The organism is Paraburkholderia gardini, assembly GCF_907164545.1.
Classification (GTDB): domain Bacteria; phylum Pseudomonadota; class Gammaproteobacteria; order Burkholderiales; family Burkholderiaceae; genus Paraburkholderia; species Paraburkholderia gardini.
On sequence record NZ_CAJQZB010000011.1, the window covers coordinates 73,458 to 86,537 of the forward strand.

Here is a 13,080-nt window from a genome sequence, read left to right on the forward strand (position 1 = left end):
GTTTCGCTCTCAATCGAGCCGAAGCTTCGCTTCGGCATAGGCGTACATCGGACGCCACAACAGACGGTTGAACAGGGTCACGAAAAGCGACATGACGGCGATCCCGAGGATGATCTTCGGATAATCGCCCGCTTCGGTATTCTGCGCGATATAGGCGCCGAGGCCGTGCGCGACGACCTTGGTATTGCCCCACTGCACCGCCTCCGCGACGATGCTCGCATTCCACGCGCCGCCCGACGCGGTGATCGCGCCCGTCACGTAGTAAGGAAAGATGCCCGGCAGCATGGCCTGACGCCACCACTGCCAGCCACGGATGTGGAAATTGGCGGCCGCCTCGCGGTAGTCGTTCGGATACGACGTCGCGCCGGCAATCACGTTGAACAGGATATACCACTGCGTACCGAGCACGATCAGCGGCGAGAGCCAGATATCCGGGTTCAGGCCGAAGCGCACGATCGCGATCACGAACACCGGGAACAGCAGGTTCGCCGGGAACGCCGCGAGGAACTGCGCGAGCGGCTGCATCTTCTCGGCGAGACGCGGGCGCAGCCCGATCAGCACGCCGATCGGCACCCACACCACCGAAGCGATCGCGATCAGCACGACCACGCGCAACAGCGTGATGAGCCCGAGCACGAACGCGTGACCGACCTCATCCATCGTGACGCCGGTGCGCACGTACAGCGCAACGCGACAGACCACGTACACGGTCGCGATCAGCACGCCCACGGCCCACACGATGTCGCCGAGCTTCGACGATTTTTCGCGCTGCGGAATCTGGAAACGCACGCGGTCGAACGACGGCACACGCAGCGGCACGCGGGCGGCCTTCGCGAACAGCCAGCCAAGCGGCACGAGCAGGCGGTGAATCAGCCGCGTGCGGCGAATCAGGTCGAGCAGCCACGACTCCGGCGCATTGCCCGAACTCGTGGTTTCCATGCGGAACTTGTCGGCCCACGCGACGAGCGGACGGAACAGAAACTGGTCGTACGCGAGAATCACGACGGTCATCGTCAGGATCACCCAGCCGATCGCGTGCAGGTCCTTGCCGGCGATCGCCGCGGCCAGATACGCGCCGATGCCCGGCAGCGTGATCGAGTGATTGCCGACCGTAATCGCCTCCGACGCCACGACGAAGAACCAGCCGCCCGACATCGACATCATCATGTTCCAGATGAGGCCCGGCATCGAGAACGGCACTTCGAGCTTCCAGAAGCGCTGCCACGAGGTCAGATGAAAGCCGCGCGACACTTCGTCCAGATCGCGCGGCACCGTGCGCAGCGACTGGTAGAAGCTGAACGTCATGTTCCAGGCCTGGCTCGTGAAGATCGCGAAGATCGCCGCGAGCTCGGCGCCGAGCACGCGCGCCGGGAACAGCGCGAGAAAGAACGTGACCGTAAACGAGATGTAACCGAGCACCGGCACCGACTGCAGGATGTCGAGGATCGGCACCAGCACCTGCCCGGCGCGACGGCTTTTCGCGGCCAGCGTGCCGTACACGAGCGTGAAGACCAGCGAGGCGACCATCGCCGCGAGCATGCGCAGCGTGGTGCGCATCGCGTATTCGGGCAGATTCGCCGGATCGAGCGAGATGGCCTGCGTCTGTAACGTGGAGATCGGCGCCATCGTCTCGTGAAAGCCGATCGCCGCCATCGCGATGATGCAGATGATCAGCGGAAACGCGACGAAGTCCCAGCGATTGGGCAACACCCGCCATGCGGACGCGTTGGCGGTGCGATTCAGGTTGAAACCGAAGTCCATCAGGCACGCTCCCCGGCCGGGCAGGCGGTGGCAGCAGCCGCGGCAACGGCGGCCGCGTCGATGCGGGGAAGGCGTGCAACAGCGGCCGCGCGCGCGCTGCTACGGTCGAAGGATCGGTCCGGAAAGCGGAATTCAGGCATGGCTAGACGCTTCTGCGCGGTAAATCGTTGGCATTGGAGACGCGTTGGCCGGTTACAGTGCGAGCCGTGCGGCGAATCACGCCGACTTCCCGCGCCGCCCGGCGCACCCGCCACCGCTGGCGCCGCCCGAGGGCTGGCGAGCTTTCCTCGTTTTGGACGGCACGACACTACTACAACCTGTGTTTCAGGCACAACCTCGGGCACCACTTTTGCATCGCTCGGGAGCCGTTCGGGACGTCCGGCGGCCTCTCCCGCACACAGGCGTCGCGTCCAGGCCACATCTGGCAAACCCGTGTTTCCATTCAGAAAATGCCGCGGCGAGCCGTTAAAGACGCTGATGAGTGGTCAGGCGATGCAATATGCGCCTCCCGGGTCGCCGCGCGGCGGTTAAAATCGCAGCACGGCAAGCGGCGCCTGGATTTCCCGGCGATCTGCGCGACCCTGCTGCTGAGGTCCACGGTTACACAACATCGGCACGGCGGGCAGATACCCTCGAGGACACGCCCCGGCGCCGGCAGGCTGCAACGCATGACCCTGTCGCATTAAACAGTCAGACGGATCGAACGGATCAAGCAGATCAACACGCCGATGAACAGGACAACCTTGCGCCAGCTAACCGGGCCGGTCAGTTTCATGCTGATCGTGCTTGCATGCTGGCTCGCCGCCGGCGTGATCGCGGACCGGATGGTACAGCAAGAACTGAACGCGTCCATGCGGGCGCAGCAGCAAATGTCCCTCTCGATCGTCGACAATATGGCCGAAGTGATCGCGAGCGATCTCGCCATGTCACGCGCCATTCCAGCCACGATGGCCGAACTGGGTGTGATCCAGCACGCGCTGACGCAAACGCAGAATTATGCCGCGAACAGCGCCAGCGCGGAACCCGCTCACCGCGACGAACTGCTGCGAATGCCCGAGCTGGCGGCCGTCAGCAGCTTCCTGCATGACGCGCAAGGCTTCTCCGGTCTCGACTCCATCTGGCTCGTCAACGCGAACGGCCTGTGCGTCGCGTCGAGCAACGCGCAGAACGGACAGAGTTTTGTCGGCATCGACATGCGCTCGCGCGGTTATCTGGCCAGCACGCTGCTCGGCGCGTTCGCCGAAGCGTACGGCGTCGGGCGGGCGAGCGGCGAGCCGGGCATCTTCATCTCGGCACCGGTCTACGACGACGGCGTGCTGGTCGGCGCGGTCGCCGCCAAGGTCGGCATCGCCCGGCTGCGTCACTGGGTCGCGCACGCCGGCACCTTCGTCGCCGACGACAACGGCGTCATCATCATGGCGCACAACAGCGCGCTCGAAGGCCGCGCGCTGCCCCACTCGCGCGTCACGCAGATGCCGGTCGCCGAGCGCATGAGCATCTATCGCCGCGACGCTTTCCCCGCAATCGAAATTCGCGAGGCCAGTCACGACGTGTATCAGCAGGCGCCGTGGTTCCCCGAATCGCAGGCGGCGAAGCTCATCGAGATGCCGGAATATCGCAATCCATCGCTCTACCAGTCGCGCATCGGCCTGAATTCCGGGCTGTCCGCGCATCTGGTCGACCCGCTCACCGGGTATCCGGAACTCGTGCGCAATCACAAGCGCGACCGCCTGCTGGTGTTTCTGACGCTGGCCGGCACGGCGGCACTCGCATGGGTGATCGCGGTTTCGTACATGCGCGAGCGGCGCCATCATCGCGCGACGCGCGATCTGGCCGAGCAGCTGCAATCGGCGAACACGTTGCTGTCCGCCGAAGCGCGCCATGACGCGCTGACGGGCGCCCTCTCGCGACGCTATTTCCTCGATCTGCTGCGCCGCGAGATCGAAGGCGCACGCGCCGCGCGCGCGCCGCTGTGCGTGGCGATCGCCGATCTCGACCACTTCAAGCAGATCAACGACCGCTTCGGCCACGCAGCGGGCGACCGTGCACTCGAACATTTCGTCGATACCTGCCGCATGGAACTGCGCGGCGGCGATTCGACCGGCCGGCTGGGCGGCGAGGAATTCGGCATCCTGCTGCCGGCTACGTCGCTCGCGGCGGGGCTCGAAGTGGTGGAACGGCTGCGCAAGCGGCTGAAGGCGGCGCCTTCCACGAAGCTGCCTTCGTCGGCGGCGCTGAGCGTGAGCATCGGCATTACCGAGCTGTCGCCGGAAGACCTGCCGGAGCGCATCATGAGCCGCGCCGACCTCGCGCTGTACGCAGCCAAGTCAGGCGGGCGCGACCGTAGCGAAGCCGTTCCTCCCGACGACACCGCGCCGCCCGCGCGCGCGGCGGCGTCGGTGTGGTGAGCGCCTTTGCGCGCGCGGGCGCATGAACTGAAGCGCCCGCGGAATTCCCCCGAAGGAAGCAGGTATCATCAACCTTCACAGGAAGGTTGTTGCCACTGTTTACCGGGAGAGTCGCATGAAGGGAAATCTGGTCATCGTCTGTCGCGATCAGGATGCTGTCGCGTTCGACCAGCTGCTGGCCGAATATGGCTCGTTCCAGACCAGGCTGTCATCGACCACCTGGTATCTGAAGCTCGAGGTCGCGCCGGAAGTGATTCAGGAGGAAATTCTCGCGCGGCTCGGCAAGTACACCACGCATTACATCTTCGAGGCGGAAACGGTCACCTGGAATACGGTCGACAGCGACGCCGCTACCGCCCTCAACACGCTTTTCGCCGAGTAGGCAGCGCCAGAACAGGAACGCGCCAGCGGCCCGAAGACCACTGGCGCGTTGCCTCGCACTGCCTTGATCCGCTCCGGGCCAGGGGCGTTGGCGGGGCCTATCGTCCCCAGGCCGATTCCGTTATTTTCGACGTGGCGCGCGGCAGCACATCGAAAGCGAAGCTCATCTGCACACGCAGACCACGCCCTTCGTGGTTGCCGATGTCCCACTCTCCGCCCGCCCTGCGCACCAGCCGCTCGACAATCGCGAGGCCAAGCCCGCTGTGACCGTTGCCGCCACGCGCCGGATCGAGCCGCACGAACGGCCGGCTTGCGTTGATCAGATCGTGCGCGGCAATACCGCCGCCGCTGTCATGCACCGACAACGTGAAGCCAGCCGACGTGCGCGCCGTTTCGACGACGATCGGCGGTGCGCCATACGCGTGCGCGTTGTCGAGCAGATTGGACAGGATCCGGTCGAGCGTCGCGGCCGGCAGGCGGAAGCCCGGGCCCGCGTTCAGCACCGTCTGCACGGCCGATGCGCCGGCTGCGACCGCGCGGTAGGTACGCACCACGCGCTCGCATTGCGTATCGACTTCGACCGCTTCGCTGCGATCGGCGCCGTCATGCGCGAAAACCAGAAACTGGTCGACGATATGCGCCATCGAATCGACGTCGCGCACCACGCCATCGCGCACCTTGGCTTCGTCCATCAGTTCGGCGCGCAGGCGCAGCCGCGCGAGCGGCGTCTTCAGATCGTGCGCGACGCCCGCCAGCATCACGGCGCGGTCGTTCTCCGTGCTCGCGACTTCCTGAACCATCTGGTTGAAGCCGCGTGTGAGCTGCCGCAGTTCGCGCGGTCCGCGCTCCCGCACGGGCGGCACCGGCAGCCCGCGTCCGAACCGCGCGACGGCCTGCGCGAGCGAGCGCAACGGCTGCTGCAACTGCCACGCGGCAAAGAGCGCGGCCATCACGCCCGCCGAAAAGATGGTGATGAGCCACCAGACGGTCCGGTCGAGCGAACGCGGCGGCCTGAGCGGCTGCACGGGCACGACGATCCAGCTATGGTCGCTGGCCGAGCGCACCCACAGCGTGGGCGGCTTGCCGGGCATGCCCACGCGCACCTGGGTGCCGGCGGGCATGCGGTCCTGCACGTCGTCGAGAAAGCGCTGCAACCCGGGCGGCACGCCCGCGTTTGCGGCGGGCACGTCCGGGCTCGCGGGATCGACGAGCCGCACGCGCGAAGGCAGCGGCTGATCCGGCGAGCGCGCGACGTGCTGGCGCACCGCCTCGACGAGGAAGGTGGCTTCTTCGACCGCGTAACGCGCCTGCAACTGGTTGCGATCGAGGCGCATCAACGCGTACCACGCGAAATGCGAGATCAGCAGCACACTGACGACCAGCAACGCCAGCCGTCCAAACAGCGAATCAGCTGGCCGGTGCATGTTGCTCGCCGTCGGGCACGAACACGTAGCCGCGGCCACGTACGGTCTGGATGAAGCGCGGCGTGGCCGGGTCGGTTTCCAGAATGCGGCGCAGACGCCATACCTGCACGTCGATACCGCGGTCGGTGCCGTCGTATTCCGGGCCGTGCAGCAGTTCGAGCAGGCGCTCGCGCGTGAGCGTGCGCATCGGATGGTTCACGAAGATCTTGAGCAACGCGAATTCGCTGCCCGACAGTGTGAGCGGCCGGCTGTCCTGGTTCAGCGTGCGCGACTGGAAGTCGAGCGTGAAGCGGCCGAACGTGAACGGCTCGCGCTGCTCCGGAGCGGCCGCCGAAGGCAGCGTGCGGCGGCGGCGCAGCACCGCCTGCACGCGGGCCAGCAGCTCGCGCGGGTTAAACGGCTTGCCGAGGTAGTCGTCCGCGCCCAGTTCGAGACCGACGATGCGATCCACGTCGTCCGCACGGGCGGTCAGCATGATGACGGGGATGTCGTCGCCCGAAGCGCGCAGCTTGCGCAGCGCCGTCAGCCCGTCGACGCCCGGCATCATCAGGTCGAGCACGATCAGGTCCGGCCGCTCGCGTTCGAGCCGGCGTTCGAGAGAGCCGGCATCGTGCAGCACCGAGACTTCGATGCCCTGCCGGGCCAGATAGTCGCGCAGAAGATCGCGCAGTTCGACGTCGTCATCGACGACCAGAATTTGAGTAGCCATGGGACGAAGTTTAACGCGCGCACCCTCCCGTTTTCGACACAAACATCCCGCAAAGGGTTACTGGGTGTTACCGCGAAAGGCGCACGTAATGTCGTGTAATGGCAACGATGGCGCGTGTAACACGCCGCGGGCCGGGCGCCTCTACGCTGTGTCTAACCGAATGCGGGCCGTTTCACTCTCTCGTGATCACGCGCTCGCACCGTCGGCCTGGATCAACATAAAGGAGTCGCTCCATGTCTACAAAAACTTCACGCTTTCTCGCCGTTGCCGCTTCGTCTCTCGCACTGAGCCTTGGCGTCGCCTATGCTGCCCAGCCGGGCGGCGCCATGGGTGGCCCCGGCGGCTGGCACGGCCACTTCATGAAGGAACTGAGCCAGCTGCACAGCCAGTTGAACCTGAACGCGGATCAGGAGAAACAATGGCAGGCCGCGCTCGACACGATGAAGCAGACGCGCGAAGCCGAACGTGCGAATCATGAGCAGATGAAGCAGCAGTTCAAGTCGATGCAGCAGCAACCGATTCTCGACCTGAACGCGATGCACGCTGCCCATCAGAAGATCGAGCAGCAGGACGCGCAACTGCGCGAGCAGAGCGCAACCGCATGGCTCACGTTCTACAACGGCCTGAACGACCAGCAAAAGACGACCGTCAGTACGGCGCTCAAGCAGCGTTTCGCGAAGATGGAACAACGCCACGAGAAGATGCATGAGCGTTGGGAACACCATCGTGGCGCGGCGCCGGGCGCGGCTTCGGCGGTCAAGCCTTAAGCGGCAGGCACCACGCCACCGTTGCTCCCGCAGGCGGCAGACGCTGCCTGCGGGAAATACAAAAACGCCACGGATGAAAATTTCCGTGGCGTTTCTTTTCGCGACGTTACCGCGCGAAGGTTTTCACCCGCACGCGCGGCCTGTGACGCCGGCTTCAGCCCAGATCGAACAGCAGCACTTCGGCCTGATTGCCCTTTTCGAGCGTTACCGTGTCGACGTCGGCGAGCATCGCCGCATCGCCGGCCGCGAGCGCTTCGCCATTGACCGTCACGCCGCCGCGCGCAACCTGCACATAGACACGCCGTCCTGCCGGCACCTTGTAGTCAGCGCGCTCGGCGCCGTCGAACAGCCCGGCGTGAATCGATGCATCCGAATGGATCGTCACCGAACCGTCGCGCCCATCGGGCGAAGCGACGACGCGCAGACGGCCACGTTTGTCCGCATCGTCGAAGTGTTTCTCTTCGTAGCCGGGCGCGTCGCCGCGTCGGGCCGGCAGCACCCAGATCTGCAGCAGATGCAGCGCATCTTCCTTCGATGCGTTGAACTCGCTGTGCATGACGCCCGTGCCGGCGCTCATCCGCTGGACGTCGCCGGGGCGGATCGTCGAACCGTTGCCCATGCTGTCCTTGTGCGCGAGCGCGCCCTGCAGCACGTACGTGACGATCTCCATGTCGCGGTGGCCGTGCGCGCCGAATCCTTCACCAGGGCCGATCACGTCTTCGTTGATGACGCGCAGCGGGCCGAACTGCATATGGTCCGGATCGTGGTAGTCGGCAAACGAAAAGCTGTGATACGAGTCGAGCCAGCCGTGGTTGGCGTGACCGCGTTCGTCCGAGCGGCGAATCTGCAGCATGTCGATCTCCCGTCAATATTGAGCGATGCACAGAATGTAGGGGCGCGCAGCCGAAAGGACAATCCGCACCCGCGCACTGCATCGTTTCGCCAGTGACGCCAATCTGATCCCGATCGCGCGTCGCCCATCGCGCGTCGCACGGCGCGGGCATGCCCGACCAGGGGCGAAGCCCGGGTGGCGCGCGCCGGCTGTTCGGGTAAAATACCGCGCTTTTCGGTCGGACGGACTTGTGCCGCACGCCCTCGCGCCTTCCGCCATGTCTCCCATCACTCGAACGGGCGACCCGTAGGGACCTGCGACGGGCCTGCGCGGCAATTTTGTCCGCCTAGAATAGCGACGGCGAACCAGACACGGTGACCGCTGGCCGCTGGCCCGATAACGGTCAACGGCGGCGGTCGGGAAACCAGCGGAAAGCGGCCACGGGAGACCGGGCCGCTACCAATGGGCCGGACGGGGTTCTGGTTATACAGTCGGAAAAAGCGCTGCTTCGCCGGCGAAGACATGGCAGGTAACCCGCACAAGGGGGAACGCCTGACGTGTCTCGCGGCCCCGGATCCGGGGCACGGCGAGGCAGTCACGAATCGCACAGCGGCCCGCTGTGCGTCGGGCGTCTCGCCGGATCGACGGATCCACCGGCAACGGGATGCACGGCGCGCGCGGAACCGCGTCTTTCGCGGCGTCGAGACGCGTCGTCAAGGACTTATATGTTTCTTTCAGGCTACGGCCCCATCATCCTTGCCGGCACCTGGCAGACCGTCAAACTGGCGGTGTTGTCGCTGGTATTCGCCTTTCTCCTCGGCCTGATCGGCGCGGGGGCGAAACTGTCGAAGAACCGTGTGTCGCACGGCATCGGCACGCTGTATACGACGCTGATACGCGGCGTGCCCGATCTCGTGCTGATGCTGCTGCTCTTCTACAGCATCCAGATCTGGCTGAACAACCTCACCGACCTGATCGGCTGGGACCAGATCGACATCGATCCGTTCGTGGCCGGCGTGATCGTGCTGGGCTTCATCTACGGCGCGTACTTCACCGAGACCTTCCGCGGCGCGTTCCTCTCCGTGCCGCGCGGCCAGCTCGAAGCGGGCTCGGCCTACGGCATGAGCGCCTGGCAGGTGTTCTCGCGGATCATGTTCCCGCAGATGATGCGCTTCGCGCTGCCCGGCATCGGCAATAACTGGCAGGTGATGGTCAAGGCCACGGCGCTGGTGTCGATCATCGGTCTCGCCGACGTCGTCAAGGCTTCGCAGGATGCCGGCAAAGGCACGCTGCGATTCTTTTTCTTCACCCTGCTGGCGGGCGCGATCTACCTCGTCATCACCACCGTCTCGAACTTTGTGCTGATGTACCTCGAAAAACGTTACTCGACCGGTGTGCGAAAGGCGGACCTATGATCGGGCTGATCCAGGAATACTGGCGCAACTACCTCTTCACCGACGGCTATCGTTTCACCGGTCTCGCGATCACGATGTGGCTGCTGGTCGTGTCGATCGGCCTCGGCTTCTGCCTGTCGATCCCGCTCGCGGTCGCGCGCGTGTCGAAGAAGAAGTGGCTGTCGCGCCTGGTGTGGCTGTATACATACGTGTTTCGCGGCACGCCGCTGTACGTGCAGCTGCTGCTCTGCTACACGGGCCTCTACAGCCTCGAATTCATCCATTCGCACGAACTCACCGACGCGTTCTTCCGCAACGGCATGAACTGCACGCTGCTCGCGTTCACGCTGAACACCTGCGCGTACACCACCGAAATCTTCGCGGGCGCGATCAAGGCCACGCCGTACGGCGAGATCGAGGCAGCCCGGGCGTACGGCATGTCGCCGTTCACGCTGTATCGCCGCGTGATCCTGCCTTCGGCGCTGCGTCGCGCGCTGCCGTACTACAGCAACGAAGTGATCCTGATGCTGCACGCCACGACCGTCGCGTTCACCGCGACCGTGCCGGACATCCTCAAGATCGCGCGTGACGTGAACTCGGCCACGTACCAGTCGTTTGGAGCGTTCGGCATTGCCGCCCTGCTCTACCTCGCCATTTCCTTCACGCTCGTGTGGCTGTTCCGCCGCGCCGAGCACCGCTGGCTCGCCTATCTGCGGCCGCAGGGCAAGTAAGCCCGACGACGGAAGACACAGATGAAAACCAGCAAACAAAAGCTCTTCGTCGATGAGCTCCACAAGCAGTACGGCGACAACGAAGTCCTGAAGGGCGTCTCGCTGCAGGCGAACGCAGGCGATGTGATCAGCGTGATCGGCTCGTCCGGTTCGGGCAAGAGCACGATGCTTCGCTGCATCAACTTCCTCGAACAGCCGAACGCGGGCCGCATCTTCGTCGACGGCGAGGAAGTGCGTACCGTGAAGGACATCCGCCGCGGGGCATTGCGCGTCGCCGATCCAAAGCAGTTGCAGCGCGTGCGTACCCGGCTTTCGATGGTGTTCCAGCACTTCAACCTGTGGTCGCACATGTCGGTGCTCGAGAACGTCACCGAGGCGCCCGTGAATGTGCTCGGCCTGCCGCGCCGGGAAGCCGAGGAGCGGGCGCGTCAGTACCTCGAGAAGGTCGGGCTCGCGCCGCGTGTCGAGAAACAGTATCCGTCGCATCTGTCGGGCGGCCAGCAGCAGCGTGTGGCGATCGCCCGTGCGCTGGCGATGCATCCCGATGTCATGCTGTTCGACGAACCGACCTCGGCGCTCGACCCGGAACTCGTCGGCGAAGTGCTGAAGGTGATGCAGACGCTCGCGGAAGAAGGCCGCACGATGATCGTCGTCACCCACGAGATGGCGTTCGCGCGCAACGTGTCGAACCACGTGATGTTCCTGCATCAGGGGCGTGTGGAGGAAGAAGGCCACCCGGACGAAGTCTTCAAGAATACGAAGAGCGAACGCCTCAAGCAGTTCCTCTCGGGCAGTCTCAAGTAAGCACGACGAATCTGTAGTTTATGTAGTTTTACAAGGCGCTTTCAGCGCCTTGTTTTATTTCGGTTACCTGCACGTTGAATGCGCGGCTTTTCCCAGAATGTGTGCAAAAACAGCCCGCTTTTGCCCTACTCCTGACGATTTCAGACGTCAATAGTGGCAATCCTTGACTTCATGCGTTATGAACCGTGATTCCCTTGTCACACAAGGGTTTGAGCGTGTTTTAGAGCATTGTTGCCGAAGTGGTGGGCACAGACGTATTGCAATTTGGCGACACCTCTTTGGGAGACGTCGATTTTCTTCGCCACGTAGGGGTATTTTTGCTAAATTAGTAACCAAAGTAGCAAAACAAAGTTCGATAAAAGTAGTTTCACTTCATAAGACGCACAGGAGATACCGGTCGACGAGGGATCGGGCATGACGCAAAGATGGCCATACCAAGGCCGCAGCGTCATCAACATACGACCTCGGCCGCACAACTCTCTGGTACGGATTTCTGTTCGGCGCCTCTGGCGTCCGGACACCATTCGCAGTACTGGGTTTACTTTTTGACAGGGTATGGAGGAGAAGATGAAGAAAGTTTTGCTCGCGGCATCGCTGCTGACGTTCGGCATGGCAGCACAGGCACAGAGCAGCGTCACGCTGTATGGGCGTCTGGATGCCGGTCTTGAGTACATGAGCGGCGTGCCGCAAGGCACCGGTGCAAATGGTCAGGCAACTGGCAGCACCAACCGTTTCCGCGCGGAAAGCGGCGACTGGGGTACCAGCCTGTGGGGCATGAAGGGTGTTGAGGACATCGGTGGCGGCAACAAGGTTCTCTTCCAGCTGGAAGGCTCCTTCAACACGATGAACGGCACAGGCCCTGGCGGCGGCGGTCTCTTCAATCGCTGGGCAACGGTCGGTATGTCGAACAACCAGTTCGGTACGCTGCTGCTGGGTCGCGAACTCTTCATCTCGAACGGCGTGTGGGACTTTGACCCGTTCGGTCAGTCGAACTGGTCGTCGGCGTCGCTGGTGCGTGGCCGCAACTGGCCGCAATCGAGCAACAACATTTCGTACCAGTCGCCGAAGGTCGCGGGCTTTGACTTCTACGGTCAATACGCGCTGTCGAACGCAACGAACTGGAACGGTAACGGCTCGACTGTGCAGGGTCGCGAAGGTGGCGCGCAGATCACCTACACGAACGCACTGTTCCAGATTCGCGGTATGTACGATGAAATCCGCAACCCTAGCAACGGTCAGCTCGGCGGCGCTTACAACGCGCTGAACGGTGGCACGGTTGGCACCGACAACGCAAACGGCAACGGCATTTACGGCTATTCGCGTGAGTACACGGCGGCAGTGAACGTGTTCCTGGGTCAGTTCAAGATCCAGGGCGCGTACCAGGCGATCCGCAGCTCGGGTATGAGCGACCTCGCACCGGGCCAGCCGACGACGCTTGATCACGAATGGGGCGGTGTGACGTGGCAAGCAACGCCGGCAGCGGCGCTGATTGCAGCGGTCTACCACGTGAACGGCAACAACGGCGCAGGCAACGCGACGATCTACACGATCGGCGGCTCGTACAACCTGTCGAAGCGCACGCTGCTGGACATCCAGATCGCAACGACGCAAAACAGCAAGACGGCTAACTACGGCCTGAATGCGAATAACTACGGCGATGCCGCGGCGACTGACAACCCGCTGCCGGGTCACAGCCAGTCGGGTGTGTACGCAGGTATTCAACACTCGTTCTAATCGAACGGTGTAATCAGAACAGTTAAAGAGAAGTTTTCACGCTGCTGCGAGAGGCGCGTATCGGTGCGGTACCTGAAAGGGTATCGCACCGTTTTTTATTTCTGGCGCGCGTATAAAAAAAGCACCGGCGTGGTG

General features: G+C 63.8%; 11 protein-coding genes. 7 read left to right on the forward strand and 4 right to left on the reverse strand.

What is annotated here, in order from left to right:
- Window positions 1-9: 9 nt before the first annotated feature.
- Complete coding sequence (locus LPA37_RS10490; protein ID WP_229012512.1) at window positions 10-1,761, reverse strand: ABC transporter permease; 1,752 nt, start codon at window positions 1,759-1,761, stop codon at window positions 10-12.
- Window positions 1,762-2,489: 728 nt separating this feature from the next.
- On the opposite strand from LPA37_RS10490, the gene LPA37_RS10495 reads away from it, so the two are divergent.
- Both LPA37_RS10495 and LPA37_RS10500 read left to right on the forward strand, forming a co-directional pair.
- Window positions 2,490-4,169, forward strand: a complete 1,680-nt coding sequence (locus tag LPA37_RS10495) for a sensor domain-containing diguanylate cyclase (RefSeq protein WP_229012513.1) — start codon at window positions 2,490-2,492, stop codon at window positions 4,167-4,169.
- Window positions 4,170-4,284: 115 nt separating this feature from the next.
- Window positions 4,285-4,551: a double-stranded DNA-specific endonuclease gene (locus LPA37_RS10500; protein ID WP_228973970.1), complete on the forward strand. Its 267-nt coding sequence runs from the start codon at window positions 4,285-4,287 to the stop codon at window positions 4,549-4,551.
- Window positions 4,552-4,648: 97 nt separating this feature from the next.
- Here the strand turns inward: LPA37_RS10500 and LPA37_RS10505 are convergent, their stop codons facing one another.
- Window positions 4,649-5,974, reverse strand: a complete 1,326-nt coding sequence (locus LPA37_RS10505; RefSeq protein ID WP_228973968.1) for an ATP-binding protein — start codon at window positions 5,972-5,974, stop codon at window positions 4,649-4,651.
- Complete coding sequence (locus LPA37_RS10510; RefSeq protein WP_228973966.1) at window positions 5,958-6,683, reverse strand: response regulator; 726 nt, start codon at window positions 6,681-6,683, stop codon at window positions 5,958-5,960. Before LPA37_RS10510 ends, LPA37_RS10505 begins: the two co-directional genes overlap by 17 nt.
- Window positions 6,684-6,916: 233 nt before the next feature.
- Here LPA37_RS10510 and LPA37_RS10515 point away from each other — a divergent pair, with 233 nt between their 5' ends.
- Window positions 6,917-7,450, forward strand: coding sequence for a Spy/CpxP family protein refolding chaperone (locus tag LPA37_RS10515; RefSeq protein WP_228973963.1), 534 nt, complete (start codon window positions 6,917-6,919; stop codon window positions 7,448-7,450).
- A gap of 154 nt (window positions 7,451-7,604) precedes the next feature.
- Here LPA37_RS10515 and LPA37_RS10520 read toward each other — a convergent pair whose 3' ends face one another.
- Window positions 7,605-8,303: a pirin family protein gene (locus tag LPA37_RS10520; RefSeq protein WP_228973961.1), complete on the reverse strand. Its 699-nt coding sequence runs from the start codon at window positions 8,301-8,303 to the stop codon at window positions 7,605-7,607.
- 704 nt (window positions 8,304-9,007) lie between these two features.
- Here LPA37_RS10520 and LPA37_RS10525 point away from each other — a divergent pair.
- The 4 genes from LPA37_RS10525 (at window position 9,008) to LPA37_RS10540 (ending at window position 12,945) form a co-directional block, all read left to right on the forward strand.
- Entirely contained in the window at window positions 9,008-9,697 is a 690-nt protein-coding gene (locus tag LPA37_RS10525) for an ABC transporter permease (RefSeq protein ID WP_228973959.1), read from the forward strand.
- On the forward strand, window positions 9,694-10,407 hold the full coding sequence (locus LPA37_RS10530) for an ABC transporter permease (protein ID WP_228973956.1): 714 nt from the start codon (window positions 9,694-9,696) through the stop codon (window positions 10,405-10,407). Before LPA37_RS10525 ends, LPA37_RS10530 begins: the two co-directional genes overlap by 4 nt.
- A gap of 21 nt (window positions 10,408-10,428) precedes the next feature.
- Entirely contained in the window at window positions 10,429-11,211 is a 783-nt protein-coding gene (locus tag LPA37_RS10535; RefSeq protein ID WP_229012514.1) for an ABC transporter ATP-binding protein, read from the forward strand.
- A 567-nt stretch (window positions 11,212-11,778) separates the two neighbouring features.
- Window positions 11,779-12,945 carry a porin gene (locus tag LPA37_RS10540; protein ID WP_229012515.1) on the forward strand — a complete coding sequence of 389 codons (1,167 nt, stop codon included), beginning with the start codon at window positions 11,779-11,781 and terminating at the stop codon, window positions 12,943-12,945.
- Window positions 12,946-13,080 lie beyond the last annotated feature (135 nt).